This window comes from Eximiradius sp. (assembly GCA_937127445.1).
Lineage (GTDB): Bacteria > Bacteroidota > Ignavibacteria > Kapaibacteriales > UBA2268 > JAKIZO01.
Window position 1 is genome coordinate 104,583 of sequence record CAKZLY010000027.1, and the last position, 19,461, is coordinate 124,043.

At 31.5% G+C, this 19,461-nt stretch carries 21 protein-coding genes; 9 read left to right on the plus strand and 12 right to left on the minus strand.

Annotated elements, in window-relative coordinates; translation table 11 throughout:
- A complete protein-coding gene (locus tag AC6QZF_RS08580; RefSeq protein ID WP_499799469.1) occupies positions 1-483 on the plus strand; it encodes an NUDIX domain-containing protein in 483 nt (160 codons plus the stop codon).
- Positions 471-1,322 carry a glycosyltransferase family 2 protein gene (locus AC6QZF_RS08585; protein WP_499799470.1) on the plus strand — a complete coding sequence of 284 codons (852 nt, stop codon included), beginning with the start codon at positions 471-473 and terminating at the stop codon, positions 1,320-1,322. The genes AC6QZF_RS08580 and AC6QZF_RS08585 overlap by 13 nt, the downstream gene beginning before the upstream one ends.
- On the opposite strand, the gene AC6QZF_RS08590 is transcribed toward AC6QZF_RS08585, so the two are convergent.
- The gene (locus tag AC6QZF_RS08590; RefSeq protein WP_499799471.1) at positions 1,319-2,623 is read right to left on the minus strand and encodes a tetratricopeptide repeat protein; all 1,305 of its coding nucleotides are present in this window, start codon (positions 2,621-2,623) and stop codon (positions 1,319-1,321) included. The genes AC6QZF_RS08585 and AC6QZF_RS08590 overlap by 4 nt on opposite strands.
- 185 nt (positions 2,624-2,808) lie before the next feature.
- Positions 2,809-3,357, minus strand: coding sequence for an HNH endonuclease (locus tag AC6QZF_RS08595; RefSeq protein WP_499799472.1), 549 nt, complete (start codon positions 3,355-3,357; stop codon positions 2,809-2,811).
- Between the two features lie 123 nt (positions 3,358-3,480).
- Between AC6QZF_RS08595 and AC6QZF_RS08600 the strand changes: the two genes are divergently transcribed.
- Positions 3,481-4,644, plus strand: coding sequence for a 5-(carboxyamino)imidazole ribonucleotide synthase (locus tag AC6QZF_RS08600; protein WP_499799473.1), 1,164 nt, complete (start codon positions 3,481-3,483; stop codon positions 4,642-4,644).
- Positions 4,645-4,673: 29 nt separating this feature from the next.
- Here the strand turns inward: AC6QZF_RS08600 and AC6QZF_RS08605 are convergent, their stop codons facing one another.
- From AC6QZF_RS08605 to AC6QZF_RS08630, 6 genes are read right to left on the minus strand one after another with little or no spacing between them, the layout of a single operon-like run.
- The gene (locus tag AC6QZF_RS08605) at positions 4,674-4,883 is read right to left on the minus strand and encodes a hypothetical protein (RefSeq protein WP_499799474.1); all 210 of its coding nucleotides are present in this window, start codon (positions 4,881-4,883) and stop codon (positions 4,674-4,676) included.
- Positions 4,876-5,880, minus strand: coding sequence for an endolytic transglycosylase MltG (mltG, locus tag AC6QZF_RS08610; RefSeq protein WP_499799475.1), 1,005 nt, complete (start codon positions 5,878-5,880; stop codon positions 4,876-4,878). The genes AC6QZF_RS08605 and mltG overlap by 8 nt, the downstream gene beginning before the upstream one ends.
- 3 nt (positions 5,881-5,883) lie before the next feature.
- On the minus strand, positions 5,884-7,074 hold the full coding sequence (locus AC6QZF_RS08615) for a sigma-54 interaction domain-containing protein (protein ID WP_499799476.1): 1,191 nt from the start codon (positions 7,072-7,074) through the stop codon (positions 5,884-5,886).
- A 4-nt stretch (positions 7,075-7,078) separates the two neighbouring features.
- Entirely contained in the window at positions 7,079-7,699 is a 621-nt protein-coding gene (locus AC6QZF_RS08620; RefSeq protein ID WP_499799477.1) for a rhodanese-like domain-containing protein, read from the minus strand.
- The gene (locus AC6QZF_RS08625; RefSeq protein ID WP_499799478.1) at positions 7,699-8,070 is read right to left on the minus strand and encodes a J domain-containing protein; all 372 of its coding nucleotides are present in this window, start codon (positions 8,068-8,070) and stop codon (positions 7,699-7,701) included. The genes AC6QZF_RS08620 and AC6QZF_RS08625 overlap by 1 nt, the downstream gene beginning before the upstream one ends.
- A 4-nt stretch (positions 8,071-8,074) precedes the next feature.
- On the minus strand, positions 8,075-8,605 hold the full coding sequence (locus AC6QZF_RS08630) for an LOG family protein (protein ID WP_499799479.1): 531 nt from the start codon (positions 8,603-8,605) through the stop codon (positions 8,075-8,077).
- 132 nt (positions 8,606-8,737) lie between these two features.
- Between AC6QZF_RS08630 and ribH the strand changes: the two genes are divergently transcribed.
- From ribH to AC6QZF_RS08650, 4 genes are read left to right on the plus strand one after another with little or no spacing between them, the layout of a single operon-like run.
- The gene (gene ribH, locus AC6QZF_RS08635; RefSeq protein ID WP_499799480.1) at positions 8,738-9,211 is read left to right on the plus strand and encodes a 6,7-dimethyl-8-ribityllumazine synthase; all 474 of its coding nucleotides are present in this window, start codon (positions 8,738-8,740) and stop codon (positions 9,209-9,211) included.
- Position 9,212: 1 nt separating this feature from the next.
- Positions 9,213-11,447: a type IX secretion system anionic LPS delivery protein PorZ gene (gene porZ, locus AC6QZF_RS08640; protein ID WP_499799481.1), complete on the plus strand. Its 2,235-nt coding sequence runs from the start codon at positions 9,213-9,215 to the stop codon at positions 11,445-11,447.
- 15 nt (positions 11,448-11,462) lie between these two features.
- Positions 11,463-11,819: a hypothetical protein gene (locus AC6QZF_RS08645; protein ID WP_499799482.1), complete on the plus strand. Its 357-nt coding sequence runs from the start codon at positions 11,463-11,465 to the stop codon at positions 11,817-11,819.
- Between the two features lie 55 nt (positions 11,820-11,874).
- Positions 11,875-13,764, plus strand: coding sequence for an ABC-F family ATP-binding cassette domain-containing protein (locus AC6QZF_RS08650; RefSeq protein ID WP_499799483.1), 1,890 nt, complete (start codon positions 11,875-11,877; stop codon positions 13,762-13,764).
- On the opposite strand, the gene AC6QZF_RS08655 is transcribed toward AC6QZF_RS08650, so the two are convergent.
- Complete coding sequence (locus AC6QZF_RS08655; RefSeq protein ID WP_499799484.1) at positions 13,765-13,959, minus strand: hypothetical protein; 195 nt, start codon at positions 13,957-13,959, stop codon at positions 13,765-13,767.
- 89 nt (positions 13,960-14,048) lie between these two features.
- Here AC6QZF_RS08655 and AC6QZF_RS08660 point away from each other — a divergent pair, with 89 nt between their 5' ends.
- Positions 14,049-14,738: a hypothetical protein gene (locus AC6QZF_RS08660; RefSeq protein ID WP_499799485.1), complete on the plus strand. Its 690-nt coding sequence runs from the start codon at positions 14,049-14,051 to the stop codon at positions 14,736-14,738.
- Positions 14,739-14,744: 6 nt separating this feature from the next.
- On the opposite strand, the gene AC6QZF_RS08665 is transcribed toward AC6QZF_RS08660, so the two are convergent.
- The 3 genes from AC6QZF_RS08665 to AC6QZF_RS08675 all read right to left on the minus strand — a co-directional run bounded on the left by AC6QZF_RS08665 (position 14,745) and on the right by AC6QZF_RS08675 (position 18,272).
- Positions 14,745-15,356, minus strand: a complete 612-nt coding sequence (locus AC6QZF_RS08665) for a carbonic anhydrase (protein ID WP_499799486.1) — start codon at positions 15,354-15,356, stop codon at positions 14,745-14,747.
- 4 nt (positions 15,357-15,360) lie between these two features.
- Positions 15,361-17,913 (minus strand): PAS domain S-box protein, encoded by a 2,553-nt coding sequence (locus AC6QZF_RS08670; RefSeq protein ID WP_499799487.1) that lies wholly within the window; start codon positions 17,911-17,913, stop codon positions 15,361-15,363.
- A 116-nt stretch (positions 17,914-18,029) separates the two neighbouring features.
- The gene (locus AC6QZF_RS08675; protein WP_499799488.1) at positions 18,030-18,272 is read right to left on the minus strand and encodes a CDGSH iron-sulfur domain-containing protein; all 243 of its coding nucleotides are present in this window, start codon (positions 18,270-18,272) and stop codon (positions 18,030-18,032) included.
- A 197-nt stretch (positions 18,273-18,469) separates the two neighbouring features.
- Between AC6QZF_RS08675 and hrcA the strand changes: the two genes are divergently transcribed.
- The coding region (hrcA, locus tag AC6QZF_RS08680) for a heat-inducible transcriptional repressor HrcA (RefSeq protein ID WP_499799489.1) at positions 18,470-19,461 on the plus strand (992 nt) is incomplete at its 3' end.

Genomic DNA, 19,461 nt, shown 5'->3' on the forward strand with positions numbered 1-19,461 from the left:
ATGGATTACAAAACCAAAACTGTTCAGGTTCATATTATTCGCTTCAATAAAAATGAAGAAAAATATGAGCAATTAATTCTTAAGCGCAATGAAAACGCTAAGCCATATCCCAATGTATGGCAAGTGGTAACTGGTTGTATTGAAAAATTTGAAGCACCAATCGAAACAGCTATTAGAGAAGTATTCGAAGAAACTGGGATTGTTCCGGTTAAATTGTGGAACCTGCCTTATTTAGCTTCTTTTTACAGCTATCGTGAAAATGAAGTGAATTTTTCACCAGTTTTTGTCTTTGAAGTATATGATGATGCAAAAGTAAATATTTCACATGAACATTCAGATTACAAATGGATTGCATTAAGTGATATTTCAAAATATGTTATGTTTCCGAGCCACGTTATTGCTTCTGATTATATTGAGAAATATATTATTACTAACGAAAATAATCATTTCTACCTAATTGACGAAAGCATATGGAAAAAATAACTGCTTGTGTGGTAACATATAACAGGCTCGATTTATTGAAACAAGTAATTGATGGACTTAGAAATCAAACTCGTAAAATTGATGAAATAGTCGTAGTGAATAATTGCTCTAATGATGGGACCTACGAATGGTTAGTAGAACAAAATGATATTACAACGATTACTCAGGAAAATCTCGGAAGTTCAGGGGGCCAGTACACTGCTTCAAAATATGCATATTCAAAAGGAGCTGATTATATCTGGCTAATGGACGATGATGTAGTAGCAAAACCAAATTGTCTGGAAATTTTGCTTAAATATCGAAATAAATATGATATTTTATGCCCATTAAGGTATAATATTGAAGACGTTTATTTGAATGATGTAAAAAAAATAACTCTTGACAACCCTTTTAAAAGTATCTGGAGAGAAATAATTTCAGATGATGATTTAAAAAACGAAGCCATTCCAGTTGAAGCATTTACATTCGAAGGACCGCTTATTCATAAAACTGTATTTGAAAAAATTGGACTTCCTGAAAAGAATTTTTTCATTTACGGTGACGACACAGAATTTTCAGTTAGAGCATTAAAAAATAATTTCAAAGCAGCTGTAATAAGAGATGCTATTTTTATCAGATTAATTACTCCTGTACCTGATAAAGCAAAATTCACTTGGAAAACGTATTATATGGTTCGTAACTTGTCAGCAATTGATAAGCTTCACGGGGATGGATTTGTTCCGTATATAAGGCCAATTGGCTATTTTTTAACATTTTTGAAAACAGTGGAGAACTTTAAACAGCTCAAAACATTATTCAAAGCATTAATTGATGGCTATAAATACAAAAGTACAAATTAAGCTTCAACGGGTAATCCATTCTTTTTCAGCCACTGCCTGATTTGCATTGAATTATTAGAAGCAGGTGCAAGTTTCAGGAATTGATTGAAATCTCTCGCAGCATCAGAAAATTTATTGTCAGCTCGGAAAGCGCTACCTCTATTTAGATAACCTAATGGATTATCTGGTCTTATTTCAATTGCTAAAGTAAAATCCTCTTGTGCTTTTTTATAATATCTAAGTTTCATAAAACAATTGCCCCTTCCAATATAAGCCTGGTAAAGCCTTGGATTGAAAGTTATCGCTTTACTATAATCTTTAATTGCCTCTTTGAAATTACCGAGGACATAATTAGAATTGCCTCGTCCCAGATAAGCATTGGCAAATTTTGGTTCAATTTCGGCAGCCTTATCGTAATCAAGAATAGCATCGAGATATCTTTTGGAATTATAATATGCATTTGCTCTATTGTAATACAAAACAGATGAATTTGGATTAAGATTGATAGCACGGGTATAATCTTTTGCAGCCTCTTCAAAATTTTTCAAAAAGAAATTTGCAATTGCCCTGTTGCTAAAAATATCTGGTATAGGAATTTTCTTCTCAATTAAATAGTCGAAATCTTTGAGTGCCTTATCGTACTGTTTTAGTTTAATTAATGTTAGTGCTCTATAGTTATATGCTATAGGATCATTTGGTTTTAATGCAATGGCAGTAGAAAAATCTTCGATAGCATTTCTATACATTCCTAACGCCCCATAAGCAATACCCCGAGAAATAAAAGCTGTTTCGTTAGATGGCTCCATAGCAATAACTTTTGAGTAATCCTCGATGGCCTCTTTATATTGCTTCAATTCAAAAAAAGTGTTTGCACGATATAGAACTGCTTCGAAATATGTAGGATTTAAATCGATTGCTTTATTGAAGTCTTCAAGTGCTTCCCGATATCTTTTTAATTTTAAAAAGCAGACACCTCTTTTGAAATATGCAAAAGGAAAGTCAGAATTTAGAGCAATTGCGGAATTGAAATCTTCGATAGCAGCTTTGTAGGATTTCATCTCTAAATATATTGAACCTCGCTTAAAATAAGCAAATGAGAGATTTGGGTTCAATATAATTGCGTTATTTAAATCGCTAAGAGCTTCGTCAAGTTTATTTATGTTGATGTAAAGTTGCGCCCGCTTGAAATAACCATATGCAGCACGTGGATTAATTTCCAAAGCCTTGCGATAACACTCCAACGCTTTTTCAGTTTCACCAGATTTTGCAAATTGGTCGCCTCTATCTATCCAAAGTTCTGATTCTTTAAGTGTTTCGTTCATCTAAACTCCGAAAGTTCAGTAATGAAACAAGCAATAAACATACCAATAATATCGATTTAACTTGCAAATTCTTTAATATAAAACGTAGAAATTTGGATAAAATTAGATTTATTAAAAAGAGAGAAAACAATCTTAGCGAATTCACAATTTTCGCTTTACAAAAAACCTTTTAATACTACACAAAATTACACAAAAAGAAACTTATTCCAGCTTTCTTCCGAAATATTGGCAAACTGCTTTAACAAATGAATGTGGCTGGGCTTTTTAGGTTTGTTTAAAAGTTTCACTCCAGCTTCTTCGGGTGTTCTATTGCCTTTTTTTGAATTGCAAGAATGGCAAGCTGTAACAAGGTTTTCCCAAGTGTCTTTACCTCCACGAGAACGTGGTAAAACGTGGTCAATAGTAAGATCGGACTTTGTTTTACCACAATACTGGCATTGATAATTATCGCGTCGCATTATATTTTTTCGTGAAATCTCGATATAATTCGAAGGGCGACGAACAAAACTAAACAGCCTAATGACGCTTGGATAAGGGAAAACGCTTGAAATAGTGTGAATATGCATACCATTTCTCACTTCAATAATTTCAGCTTTCATTAGCAAACTCAGGATAATTGCTTTGCGAGGTGAGCAGACACTTACAGGCTCGTAACCTTGATTTAAAACGAGCACCCTACCATTTAGAATAGGATTTTTAGAATTGTAATTTTGTGTTTTTTCAGCTATTTGCAATTGATAACTGAATTTTTAAACTCCTAAAAATAATTTAATAATATTCTAAATTACAAATAATATTTTTGTAAAAAAAGTGTTTGACATAAAATTAATTTTATTAATCATAAATTAACGGTTAGTATGATGCTCACATCAAAAAATAACAAAAAAACATTCACATTAGGAATACTTGGGGGTGGTCAGCTTGCTAAAATGATCGCACTCGAATCGTATCGTTTAGGTTTGGAGGTCGCAATTATTGAAAACGGAGCTCACTCGCCAGCTGGAGATATGACAAAACTTGAATTTACCGAAGGATGGCATAATCAAATCAATCTTGATGAATTTATCAAAGCTTCTGATATTGTTACGTTAGAAAATGAGTTTATTGAGCCGGAAATACTTGAATATATCTCTAATTTCATTAATGTATTTCCTTCGGCAAAAACTATGCGTTTTGTGCAAGATAAATTTAATCAAAAAACAGTATTTTTTAATAATAATATTCCAGTCCCTGATTTTTCATCAGTCGATACGATAGAAGAAGCATCTAAATTTGGAGAAAAATTTGGCTATCCATTTCTTATCAAAACAAGAACGCTTGGATATGATGGATATGGCAACTATACAGTAAAAAATATAGATGATATTAGCACAGCCTTCGCCAAATTTAGTTCAGATGGCAAGCAAAGAAAACTTATGGCAGAACGGTTTGTTGATTTCAAGAGAGAACTTGCAGTGATGGTTGCACGAAGCCTTTCTGGAGAAATTGCTGTTTATCCAGTTGTAGAAACCATTCAAGAAAATCATATTTGCAAGGTTGTTTTAGCACCGGCTGATATTACTGCTGAACAAAAGAATATCGCGCAGGAAATAGCGGTAAAATGTGTTGAAAGCATCGATGGTATTGGTATTTTCGGGGTTGAAATGTTCGAGGATAGTAATGGTGAAATTATCGTCAATGAAATTGCGCCAAGACCACATAATTCAGGACATTACACAATAGAAGCATGTAGAACTTCACAGTTCGAAAATGTGATTCGTGCAATAACTGGACTTCCACTTGGTTCAACTGAAATGATCGCTCCCGCTGCTTGTATGGTGAATTTACTTGGTGAAAGAGATGGCTCGGGTATCCCTGCTGACGTTTCGAAAGCATTGAGTTACGGCAAAATCAAATTGCATCTTTATAATAAAAAAAGCTCAAGAAAAGGAAGAAAGATGGGGCACATCACTGCACTTGGAAATACAACAAAAGAAGCATATGAAATTGCTATCTTAGCATCTCAATCAATTGTTTGGTAGAAGTATATTTGGTAAATTATAAATAATTTTCAGTTGCTATTTTTTTCAATATTTTTTAGCATTCTTTGCATAATAAATTTGAATGCTATTCCGGCACATATTACAAAAACACCACCAAAAGTCAATAATATTTCCTTGATGATTATTCCTGCTACAATAAATGCTAATCCTGCAATCACATTAGAAACAACTATAATGATCGATGCAGATCTGATTTTTTTTTGAAGAGAATCAACCATTTTTTCGTCCAATTTTTTTTCTATATAATGAAACGTTTTTCAAATGTTCTTCATAAGTTCGAGCAAAATTATGCAACCCAGAACCATCTCCTTTTGCTACAAAAAATAGATAATCATGTTTTTCATAGTTCAACACTGCATCAATTGAACTTTTGCTTGGCGAATTAATCGGACCAGGTGGCAATCCAACATATTTATAAGTATTATAAGGGCTATCATAACTCAAATCTGAATATGTTAGACGTGAAAATTTATTTATTGCATATTGGACAGTGGGATCTGCTTGAAGAGGTATTCCTTTTGCCAATCTATTAATATACACACCAGCTACTTTCGGTCTTTCTTCAAGAACCGGCGTTTCTGCTTCAACAATTGAGGCGAGCGTTATCACCTGATGCCGGTTCATATCAAGCGGAAGACTCTTTCCCAAAAAATTATTCTGCCAAATATTTTCGAATTGATTAATAAGAAAAACAATCATTTCTTCTTCGCTTTTCCCATAATCAATAAAATATGTGTTAGGGTATAAATAACCTTCAACGGTTGCCGCTGGAATGTTAAACTTCTGAACAATTTTGGAAGAATGTGCTAACTGAGCAAACTTAACACTATCAATATCGAGCTCTTTTTGGAAAATTGAAGCATATTGTGCAGTATTCATACCTTCTGGCATAGTTATTTTCTTTTTGAAAACAAATTCCCCGGTATAAAGACCAAGAAAAAGCTTAAAATTACTTGTGTTCGGTGGAATAATAATAGTGCCTTGGTTAATAGTTTTATTTTTGGGAATAAACACGCGAGAAATCATCAAATAGAGTTCTTTATGCTTTAAATATCTGTGTTTATTTAATTCATCGAATATTTTAGAAACGGTATAACCTTTGTTGATTTTAACCACAACACTCTTATTTATATTCGGAGAATAGAAGAGAGAGTAAATTATATAAATAGTAGTAATTAATAAAATAGCAAAAAATATCAGAATGATTTTTTTCATAAATTATTTAATTCCATATTCGATAAGTTTTCTATAAAGCGTTCTTTCACTAATTCCCAAAGCACGTGCTGCCATTCTACGATTATTGGAAAATTTACTCAAAGCAGCAATTATCATCTCTTTTTCAACTAATTCTAAAGGTTTTATTTGAATTTCATTTTCTAAAATATCACTTTGAAAATGGAGGTTTTGCTTTAAAGAATGGATTTCTTCAAATAATAAATCAAAATTCCCAGCAATTCTACCTAAAAAATGTTTGATATCAACAATATCATTTTTAATTTCTAAAATTGATTTGAAAAGAAGGTTGGTATCTGTATCCGGCAAGTCTTTTGAAATAGAAATAATTGAGTTTGTCTTAGGTATTTCGCTACGTTTATATTCAGGCAGAGCTGGTGGAATATATTTAAGTAAAATTTCACGAGTAATAAAAGCACCTTTTTCTAAGGTAACTATTGTTTCGATTAAATTTTTAAGTTGTCTGATATTTCCTGGCCAAGGAAGCGATTTGAGTATTGTGATTGCTTCATACGAAATTCCTTCAAATTTGAATTTATATTTTTCAGCGATACGTTCAGCAAAAAATTCAACCAGCAAAGGAATATCTTGAACGTGTTCTCTTAATGGAGGAAGTTCGATTTGGACAGCATTCAGCCTAAAATACAAATCCTGACGAAAATCCCCTTTCGCAACTTCCTCTTCAAGATTACGATTTGTAGCAGCAATTACTCGCGCATCCACTTTTCTTATTTCAGGTGAGCCAAGCCGAGAAAATTGCCCCGTTTCAAGGACACGTAATAATTTTACTTGTGTCCCAATAGGCATCTCTCCTATTTCATCAAGAAAAATAGTGCCTTTATCTGCTGTTTCAAAGAAACCTTTACGAGTTTCGACTGCACCGGTATAAGCACCTTTCTCGCTTCCAAACAGTTCAGATTCAAGCAAGGTTTCAGGTATTGCTCCGCAATTAACACTCACAAATGAGAATTTTTTTCGGTTACTTAATGAATGAATCGCATTTGCAAAAACTTCTTTGCCAGTTCCAGTTTCACCTGTAATGAGAACAGTTAAATCAGTAGGTGCAACCATTTCTACGGTTTCAATAGCTTTCTGAATTTCGGGTGAATCACCAATAATTCCGTATCTTAACTGCAGCAAATATCTGAAATCACGCTTAATATTAGTATCGTCCATTGATTTAGCTCCTAACCTTTGCACTCCATTCTTCCCAACCACCTTCGTATAAGAACACTCTTTTAAAGCCAAATGAATGTATCAATATTTCCGCTAAATGATGACTTACATCACAAGAACCACCATCACAATATACAATTATTGTTTTATCTTTAGGAAGAGATAATATTTTAGGAATTAAAGTTGCTTCTTCCTCGTAAGCAAATATGTTTATTGAATTTGGTATATGAGCAGTTTGATAAGCCTCAGGTTGGCGAGCATCAATAATAATAAATTTATCTGATTCAACAATTCTTTTCATTTGTTCAAAAGATACTATTTTGAAATCGCCGTGGCTTTTGGCATCACTTTCATCACTTAAAATAATATTTTTATTTGCAGGTAGGCTATCTTTAACAACTGTTTTAAGGGTATCAATTTTAGAAAGTGGTTGATTAATTAGTGTGTCACTCTTAGCTTGGTCAATGAGATTTGATTCATCGAACAAAAGTGAATCCGCTATGATTTTACTTTTTTGGGGTAGCAAACCAAGACCGTTCGGATTTAAAGCATTATAGATAATAGCAATTACAATTGAAAACGAAATAATTATTAATGATTCATTAAAAACTTTTTTATTAAACATTAAAAACCTCTTTTTTTCCGTAATAAGTTATAAGCTTCATTAATTTCTTTGGTCTTTTGTTCTGCCAACAATCTTATTTCTTTTCCCATATTTTGTACTTTGTCTGGATGATACTCCTTTATTTTAGATAAATATGCTCTTTTTATTTCATCATTCGATGCATCAGATGCAATTTCTAAAATAGAGAAAGCCATTTGCTCATCTATATCAATAGTAAAATTACTTTTCCGATCATTCTTTTGATTATGAGATAAATTTTCAAACTCTTTTTTTAAGTCATTATCCAAATCAACATCAAAAAAATCATTACTATCGGTTGAATTCAATTCTGATTTCAATATATTTTTAATTCTATCAAAAATTTGTTTCATTTAGCTATCCAAAGTACTTATAAATATTATCAATAACATCATCTATTGTTTCGGCATAATCAATTAAGTAAGATCGCTCAAGAAGTGCTTCTGAATAAAAAGACATAGTTTGTATAACTTCATTCCATTGGTCGCCGTAACAAACGATTGGTTTATTTTCTCCCATAACTCCTTTTTCTTTCAAAGCCCAAACAGCAGCGAATTCAAGAAGTGTTCCAGTTTCTCCAGGAAGAACAATATAAGCATCACCTATTTCAATTAGTTTTTTCAGCCTATCGAAATAATTATCCAATCTTATTTCTTCATTAATATATTTATTAGGTTGCCTATTCTCAAAAAAATTTGTTGTAACTCCGATCCTCTTGATGTTGTAATCTTTTGCGCCTCGTAAAACAGCTTCCATAATCCCGGAATATCCACCAGTAGCAATATGGAAATTCTTTTCGGCAAGTAATTTGCCTATTTCCAAGCCACTTTGATACTCTGGTGTACCTTCAGTATAGGTCCCACCACCAAAGACAGTAATAACCGGCATAATAACACCTAAAAAAATACTAGTTTTTAGACGTAAAAGTATGTTGTTTATTAACAAAGATAAATAACATAGTTGAAAAATTATGCTATTTTTTTATATATTTGCAATTATTAACTAGTAGGGAATATCAAAATGGCTAAAATACTTGAAGGTTTTTTTAGTGCAAAAGGGAAAAAGTTCGCAATTGTGGTTTCTCGCTGGAACCAGTTTATAGTTTCCAAAATGCTTGATGGAGCTTTAGATGCTCTTAAAAGAAATGAAGTCGACGAAGAAAACATAACAATTGCTTATGTTCCTGGTGCATTCGAAATACCACTTGCTGTAAAGAAATTTGCCGCAACTCAGAAGTATGATGCAGTAATTGCTATCGGTGCTGTTATTCGTGGGGCAACACCACACTTTGAATATATAGCATCGGAAGTAACTAAAGGAATAGCTTTAAGTTCATTAGAAACTGGTATCCCCTGCATTTACGGAGTACTAACTACCGATTCGATTGAACAAGCTATAGAACGTGCTGGGTCGAAATCAGGTAATAAAGGCTTCGAAGCAGCAATGAGCGCTATCGAGATGGTTTCACTTTTTGATAACCCAGAATTCAAATAAGATGTGGAAAAAGATTCTATTCCTAGTTTGCTTATTATTCTGCAAATCAAGCATATTTTCACAAAATCTTTTTTTGTTTGATTGGCAACTATATACCTCATATAAAAATGTTACTGTTTCAACCGTTGATAATTATGGTAATATATGGTGTGGAACTAATGGTGGTATTTTTGTCTACTCACCATCAGATAAAAGTTTTAAAACATTTAATTCGATGAATGGTCTTTTGAGTAACAACGTTTCAGCTATTCATTCCGATTCGATTTCAAAGTTAATTTTTGCAGGTTTTTCAGACGGAATGATTGAAATTTTCACTAAAGACTTCAATATTCGCCACATAACAAGTATCTCGACAAGTGATTTTCCTAACTTAAAAATAAACAAAATTATTTCTTATAATGGGTTTTTATATATTGCAACAGGTTTTGGAATCGTTGTATACGACATCAATAAAGGAATTTTTACAACAAGTGTTGTTAAAATTGCAAATTGGGATAGAACGGAGAATATAAACAGTATTTATATAGCAAACAATAAAATTTGGGCTTCATCTAAAAGCGGAATTGCTTATTGCGAACTAACTAAATTCATTGAAATCCCAAGCAATTGGGAAGTAGTTGAGTTTTTATCTACAAACCAAAATGTGGTTTCAATTACTCCTTTTCAGAATCAATTGCTTTTTTGTAATTCAAGAGAAGTATTTGCTGTTGATAATAATTCAATAATAAATATTGCTGAAGTGAATGATGAAATTATTGAACTGATTTCAAGTAGAAATTCATATTGGATTGTTACTCGAAATGGCATTATAGATAAAGAGGGCAATAATATTTACACGAATGAATGTAATGGTGGATTCCTAAATGACAATCTAATGCTTATCAATACAACGTCGGGAATAGTAATTTTTCAAAATAATAATTCAAGCAACCCAATTTCTCCAAACTCACCTTCGAATAATACTTTTTCGAGCCTTGCAATTGACAAAAATGGCGTTTTATGGTCCACAAGTGCACACTTGCAAGCACTTTTTTATAAGGGTGGTATTACAAAATTTGAAAACGGTATTTGGGAAAATTTTACATCTAAGGAATTCCCGATATTTATTACAGACAATTTTTACAACGTTGCAATTATTAACGATCTTCTTTATAGCAGCAGCGTTGGTGGAGGTGTTGCTTATTGCAATCCTTACCAAAGACCTTTACAATTCTCATTTCTTTCAGAAAGAAATGAAAAATTTGTTGGAACGAAAACTGAAACTGATACTTTCCTATTTGTTGGCGATTTTAAATCTGATGCAAAAGGCAATACTTGGTTCACAAACTGGGGAAAACAAACTGCCGGTCCAATCCTTTTAGTAAGGGCAAGTGATGGGAAATCTTATCCATTTTCAAATTGTTACAAATCAGATGAACGCCGTATATTAAAACTTGAAATTGATAACTATGGGACAAAGTGGATCGGTTCGTATCCAGGAGAAGGTATTGGCATTTTTTACTTTAATGAGAAGAATACTTTTGAAAATACTTCTGACGATGTTTGTGGAATAATTTCTACTTCTACGTATACTTCACTACCTGATAATTCGCCAACTGTTATTAAAAAAGATCCAAATGGTTGCTTGTGGCTAGGATTCAGGCAGGGTTTGAGCATTATTTTTAATCCTTCGGCTGTCCTATCAAACAACCAACTCATTGTGCGGCAAATTAATCACTTGAATAATCAATATATTAATGATATTTTAATTGATCCAACTGGAAATGCGTGGATTGCAACACAAAATGGAATTTTTGTAGTTTCGTATAATACTTTTGAATTAGTAAAAATTATTAATTCGAGCAACTCACCACTAAAAACAAATAATATTTACTCTGTATGTGGTAATTTTGACAATGGGACAATATATTTGGGCACTGATAAAGGGCTTTATTCAGTAAGAACAAACATTATCGAACCAAAAGATAATTTCGATATTGTTTGTTACCCGCAACCCTTTAAAATAAGTAAAGATGAATACCTTTCAATAGACGGGCTCGCATCAAATACAGAATTAAAAATAATTACAGTCAATGGTGAGTTTGTGCGTTCTTTACGGACAAGCAGCAGAAAAACATTTTGGGACGGACGAGATACAAATAATAAAAAAGTATCGAGTGGCGTCTATTTTGTTGTCGGTATTTCTGAAACTACAAACTCAACTGGAGTTCAGAAAATTATAGTCATAAATGAATAAACTATCGGAGGCGATATGGCAAATTTATGGTACAAATGTAAGGGTGAAGTTTGGTGTGAGTTATTTAAGTTGGACATGGAACATCCAGTTTTGAAAACTGCTGAGGGAGTGTATATAATTTGGACAGGAGTTGATGAAAGAAAAGTTTTGAAAGTGGGCTCAGGCTTAATTCGTTCACATTTGATGACAGCACGACAAGATGTTACAATTAATGCTTTCGCTACACGAGGTGTATTCGTTACTTGGAGCGAAGTTGGTAAGGTCAAGCGGGATGGTGTAGAAGCATATCTTATTAATACTCTTTCGCCATTGTTTGTTTCATACAAGCTTAAGGCAATACCAATTAAAATAAAACTTCCCTGGGAAGAATAATTGATTGCCCATTATTATATTCACTAACCGAAAATACTCAATCTTCGGAAACTCTATGGTATTATTTACGGTAAATAATTTGACAAAAAAGTTCGATAAAATCACACTTTTTGAAAACATTTCTTTTGGAATGAACTTATACGATAGAATTGGACTGATTGGAAGAAATGGAATTGGCAAATCTACTTTGTTGAATATTATTGCTGGGAATGAATATGCAGATGAAGGTGAAGTGATTTTTAATAAAAACATTACATTCGGCTTTCTTGAACAAAATCCATTGTTTAAATCTAATCTTACAGTAATAGAAGAGGTATTAGATGGAAGAAGAAAAGATTTCGCATTAATAGAAAAATACAATTTGCTGTGTAGCAAAAAACTTCTTCCTAACTCAAACGAACATTTAGAATTACAACAGATTACGCAAAAAATCGAGGAACGTGGAATATGGAATTTAGAAAGCGAAGCTAAATCTATAGCTTCTGCACTTGGAATATCTGATTATTACAAACTTTGTTCGGAGCTTTCTGGCGGACAGCGCAAACGCATAGCCCTTGCCAAATTGCTTTTTTCAAATGCTGATTTACTCGTTATGGATGAACCAACTAACCATCTGGACACAGAAAGCATTCAATGGCTGCAAGATTTTATCATGAAAAAGTCAAAATCACTATTTTTTATTACTCACGATAGATATTTTTTAGATGCAGTTGCGACAAAAATATTAGAGTTGGATGAACAAAAAATTTTTTGGTACGATGGTGATTACGAAGATTATCTTGAAAAGAAAACCAATTATATAGATACAATTAATTCTACTGCTGAACATACAAAAAGTAAGCTCATAAAAGAACTTGAATGGTTGAAGAAAAGTGCTCCCGCTCGCAGAAAAAAACAAAAAAGTCGAATTGATTGGATTAGCCAAATTTCTGCTGAAATCAAAAAAATTGAAGAGAAAAAAATAAAAATCGAGTTAGGAAAAACTTTTTTAGGCAATAGAATTATTGAAGCTCATTATATTTCAAAATCAATAAATGATAAACTTCTTTTTAAAGATTTCTCATATATTGCTAAGCCAGGCGACAGAATTGGATTAATTGGTCCTAATGGTTGTGGTAAATCGACTTTACTGAACATATTAGCAGGAATTACCAAACCTGACAGTGGAACTATTAAAATTGGCGATACTATTAAAATTGGCTATTACAAGCAAGAACTAACTGAACTTGATGAAAATAAAACAGTATTAGCAACTTTGCGAGAAATTGCTGAATATATTGATTGCGGAGTTGGACGCGACAGATATCTGACTGTACGCGATTTACTCAACAAATTCTTATTCCCTCCTGAACAACATAATGCATTTGTTTCTACTTTATCGGGTGGTGAACGTCGAAGACTGGCACTTTTGAAAGTACTTATGCAAAATCCAAATGTCATCTTGTTAGATGAACCAACTAACGATTTAGATATTCAAACTTTAAATTCATTAGAAGAATATCTGGAAGATTTTTATGGCGTTCTGCTTATTGTTTCGCACGATAGAGCTTTTTTAGATAAAACAGTTCAATTTATCTTTGCATTCGAAAATAATGCTAAAATAAAAGAATACCCCGGGAATTATTCGTACTACTTAGAAAATCGTGAAATACCAATTATTGAAAAAAGTTCGAAGGAAAACACTCCTCCCAAACAAGCATTGGAACCTAAGATTAAAAAAATAAGCTATAAAGAAAAAAAAGAATACGAAAATTTATTCATTGAAATCGAAGAACTTGAAAAGAGTAAATCTTTGATTGAACAAACAATCGCAACATTGAACAGCAGTAATTTTCAAGAAATGAACCGACTTTATTCTGAACTAAATAACATAATACTACAAATTAACCAAAAGACAGAACGTTGGTTGGAACTTGATGAATTAATCAATTCAGAGAAGAAATGATTACTGCTCTTGCTTTTGTATTAATTGATCAATGTGTTTCTGTATAGTTTCTTCCATTTTTCCCTGTACTTCCTGGTGCTCTTCCCCTTTTATCACTAAACCAAGCTGAGGACAATAAGAAGAATAATCTTTATCTCCACGTCGCCTGATTAATATTTCATAATCTTTTCGATTTATACTATCAGATTTTTCCATATCTTTAAATCGAATTCTTGAACAAAATAATTGGCAAAATTATGATTTTTTTACTTATTTTGTAAAATAAAAAATAGTATAGGATAGCTATGAGAAAAATTGCATCCATTTTATTTATTTTCTTTTTTACCCTTAATTGCCTTAAAGCAGAACAAACAAAAGTAGTAAGCATAGGACCATTTCTTGGCTACAAAGCTGGAGTTAGTGCGGTAAATACTCCATTAGGTAGAAAAAATGGATTAAGTTTTAACAATATCCCCGATTTTGGTGCTTGTGTATATTTCCCATTAACAGAGCAAGATAACATTGGATTAAAAATTGGTGTATCTTATTCTGCATATTCTTATATGATGATTTCAGCCCATAAAGATAAATCAGAATATCAGATGTCGCATAATTACTTTTTATTATCACCTAACTTTTATTTTAATAATTTTCTACTTGGGATCTCATATCTCATCCCGATTAATTCAAAAGTTGAGGGTTCGGAAATAAAAACGAAAATTCAAAATAATGTATTTGAACTCAGGGTTGGATATGAACACCCAATTTATGCAGATGAATCTGGAGAATTAAATGCATTTGTTTCAGGCGGATATTTTTTAAGTGGAGTTTACAAGCATTTTCCAAAGAATGATCCATTAAAAACGCTGCTTAAAACTGACGAAAATGTTACAAATGTTCATAACCCGAGGATTGCTTCTATCCAAGTTGGATTTAATTTTATGTTTAATTTGAGAAAACGGGAAATAATAGGCGTACCACAAGATATATATTAAATTATCTTAATCCAATTTTTCAAATTGATTTGTTAATTTATTATAGCTAAAAACTGTTCCTGAACCGATATCAAAATACCAACCGTAAATATTAACAGAATTACTCACATATTTTTCTTTAATAAAAGGATAAGTCATTAAATTGTTTAATTGTAAAATGATATTTTGTTTTTCAATCTCTTCGAATATTTTATCATCGTTAAAGTTACTACCAATATTTTTGATTATTTCACTTGATTGTTCAAGCCATTTAATTGTATGGGGCATATTTTTGAACTGCTCTTGCTGAACTAATGCACGACAGCCTCCACAATTAGAATGACCGCAAACAACTATGTTCTTCACATTCAATCCCAAAACGGCAAACTCAATTGCAGAAGTTGTAGCAAGATATTCCTCTGATAACCTATACTTAGGAACTATATTGGCGATATTTCTAACAACAAATAAATCACCAGGCATACTTCGTGTAATTAAATCTGGAATCAGTCTCGAATCAGAGCATCCAATAAACAAAGTATGTGGTGATTGTTGAGATTTCAGAGATTCAAACAATTGTTTATATTCAGGATAAATTTCATCCTTAAATTGCTTCACACCTAAAAGTAAATTATCCATTTTTCTAATTTATAGGTAATGAAAAATAAACAGTTGTGCCAACTCCAACTTTGCTATCGACCCAAATTTCTCCACTTTGCTTTTCAACAAATTCTTTAACAATAATTAATCCTAAACCTGAACCTTTTTCGTTATCTGTGCCTTTTGATGCTTCAATATCAGAAATACTGAATAATTTATCTAATTTTTCAGATTCTATTCCTACTCCATAATCTCTGACGAAGAAAACAGAAAATAGTTTTTTCTTATCATAATATTGCTTAAAAATAACTTCTGACAATCCTATTTCAATTTTACTTTCACTATTAGAAAACTTAATAGCATTGGTCAATAAATTTCTTAAAATAGTAGAAGTCATTTCAATATCACAGAAAATAAAAGATTTCTCTGGAATACTATTTACAATTTGAATATTTTTATTCTGAGCAAGAGGATGCACAAGTGAAATTACTTTATATGCAATTTCTGTAATATCATGAAGTTCTAAATGAACTTGAAGATGCCCCATCTGAGCACGCGACCATTGAAGTAGGTTTTCAAGTAGATTGTAGGTAGATTGCGATGCTTGCTTTATATTTGTAATCAGTTCAATTTTCTTGTGTTCATCAATCCTATCATAATAACGCATGAGCATTTCAGAGTTGTTCAATAAAGTTAAAAATGGATTTTTCAAATCGTGTGCAATAATGGAGAAAAACTTATCACGAGATGCAATTGCATCTTGGAGTTCTTCATTTAAACGAATAATTTTTTCAGCATCTTGTTGCATTTGTTGATTAAGTAGTTGAAGTTCGTAGTTGGAATTACTCAGCTCCTGCAATGCTTTATTTAATTCTTCAGTTCTATTTGTAACAATCTGTTCTAATTCATTGTTAATTTCTTTGAGCTTATCTTCTGCAATTTTTCTTTCAGTAATATCAAGAAGAGAAAAGATTAAATGCTCACTACCTCTAATAATAATTAAATCACAGAAAACCAGTATGTTTCTTACTTCTCCATTTGGAAGTTTCATTATAGTTTCAAAATTCCTTACAAAACCATTTCTGTTAAATTTATCAATAATACTTAAATAATCAGATGTATTACACCAAAGAGAAAGTTCATCAACACGTTTGCTAATTATATTTTGCTTGGTATTGAAAACTTGAATAAATGTGTCGTTAACATCTTTAATAATATTTGTTCCCTTTTCAACAAAAAACTTGATTAACGGACTTGAATTAAAAATAGTTTTGAATATTTCCTGACTTTCTTGAAGCTTTTCAGTGATAATTTTTAAAGGAGTAATATCTCTACCTACGCAAAGATATTGCAAATCACCATCATTTGCTTTAAGAGCTCTAATTTTCCAAAGAATGAATGTTTTTGAACCAAATAAATCAATTTCTTGCTCGAAAGATATTTCAGACTTTTCACCAAAATTAGCAAATAACTTTTCAATCCGTTCCTTATCAGAAAAAATTGAGAGATATGAATTAGAATGTTCCTTTTTGTTAAAGAATTTCGTAAAAGAATCACTTCGATATATGTAATTAAAAGAACTGTCAATTTTAACAATAAAATCAGTAATATTATTAACTAAAAGGCGATATTTTTCTTCTCTTTCTCTAATTTCCTCTTCAATAAGATGTTTTTCTGTAACGTCGCGAGTAATACCCATAATTCCTATTGGTCTATGGTTATCATCTCTGATGAAAGTAACAACTGCTTCTGTAATAACTATTTTCCCATCCTTGCGGATTTCTTTGAAGCGTACATCCACATATCTATCTTTATTTTCTGGGTATTTTGCCTCAATTTCAAACTGTTCTTCTAAAAGTTTCATTGCATAGTTGTATGATTCAGGAGTAAGAAGGTCAGTAGCTTTCTTGTTTTTTCTTTCCTCAATAGAATATCCATAAATACGCTCAACCGACGGAGAAAGGAATAAATAATTTAAGTTTAAGTCTGTCATCCAAATGAAATCTTTTGAATAATCTGTAATTAGTTTAAATTTATACTCGGATTCTTTCAAATTTTTCACTAACTCACGCAATTCAATTTGGTAAAGTATTATTCTTCCTATAAATACTGTTGCTAATGGATAAAATGAAATAACAGTAATTGAGATAGTTTTCAATGTTTCTACAGCTAATTTTGAAGGAAGAGTAAACATCAAAATTAACATTGCAATATGGACTAAAACTCCCAAAATATATAGATTAATTAAGTTTAGCTTAATTTTATTCTTATGCACTAAACGATGAAAAATCCATCCAATCAGAAAAGAAGAAGTGATAACTGAAACACCTGTGATTGCTCCTATTCCCCCGAGGTAAATTCTTCCGATTGCAGGTATAATGGCAGAAATTATTCCTGCCAATGGTCCATAAAAAAGAGTACAGAGACTAATAATAACGGAGCGTCCGTCAAAAATCAATCCTGGTTGTAAAACAAATGGATAAAATATTCCAAGCAGAGCTACTACACCAAAAATTAATCCTTGTAATACAATTACTTTTTTTGTGGTAGTTTTCCAGATCGAATCCACAAATCCAGAAATAATACTAGCAGCCACCAATAAACTTAAATTAAAGATTATTTGTATAATTATCACATTTAATTTCCTATTCTAACAATGTTTTAATTTAATTATTATTCAATTAATAGTAAATAAAGTAAAGATTAATATTTTTAAATTTTATTATGCGTCCCATCACAATAAGGTGGTCTCTTTGTTTTTTTACAACCACATAAATAATATTCCTTCTGAGCAAAAACCTCAAATGGAAGAGAACGAAATTGTCCTTTCTCTTTATGTGATCCATCGCAAAATGGTTGAGCTTTTGACTCTCCACATAAGCACCAGTAATATTTTTTATTAGGTTCTAATACAACAGGATAAGGCGAATGCTGAGCAACTTTGGGTTCATCCATTTTTATACTCCTAAAATACAGTGAAATCTTAATATCTATGTTTATTAACTAATTTTTTTGCAAATTATTGTAGTATTGAAAATAATTTTAACATAAATATTAATAATTTATTAATCATAAAAAAACAAGTAAAATCGTTAATAAACGTTAATAAAATTAATAAATAAGTGTGTAACTTCAATAGCAGCAGAATAATTATGAACAATATTGGCAAAGAACTAACTGAGCGTGAGCGCGAAATATTGATACAAATTGTAAGACTCTATATATTGAAAGCTTCGCCTATTGGTTCCAGAACGCTTTCGAAATATCTTGAAGGTGAGTTAAATTTAAGTCCGGCTACTATTAGAAATGTTATGGCTGACCTTGAAGAATTAGAATATATTACTCATCCACACACTTCCGCTGGACGAATTCCTACCGATAAAGGATATAGATTTTATGTTGATTCGATTAATGATTACATTCAAGTAACTGAAACGGAAATCAATAAAGTAAAAGAGAATCTATCAAGCACAGACACATCAAATATATTGCGTGATACTTCTAAAATTTTGGGAATGCTAAGCAATTATTTAAGCATTGTTAAGATCCCTAAAATTATTGACTGTAAAGTAGTAAAACTTGATATAATTAAGTTAAGTTCTAACAGACTATTAATTGTGCTGGCACTTGATTCAAATATTGTGAGAACTATTTCTCTCGAAGTAGATTATGAAATTGATGAAAAGAATTTATTCCATATTAATCAATACATAAATGAGAAAATTTCAAATAAAACAATAAAATTTATTAAAGATAATTTCCATAATTTAATCTCCGACTATCCATTGAAAAATATTCCTTTATTAAGATTATTTACTGAATCATTAGATGATATTTTCACTACCAAAAATGAAGAACAATTACTTGTTGCTGGGACTCAAAATTTATTGCAATATCCCGAATTTGAATCAAAAGAACGTATCAAAAGTATTATTGAATTAATTGAAAATCAGGATATAGTAATTCATTTGCTTGATGAATACGAGGAACCAGGCAATGTTAAGGTGCTTATAGGAAGTGAGATGAACGATAGTATTTTAGATGAATATGCATTAGTATTGAGTTCGTATAAATTGGGTTCTAGTTATGGATCGATTGGGCTGATTGGTCCGAAAAGAATGAATTATCCAAAGATTATTTCGCT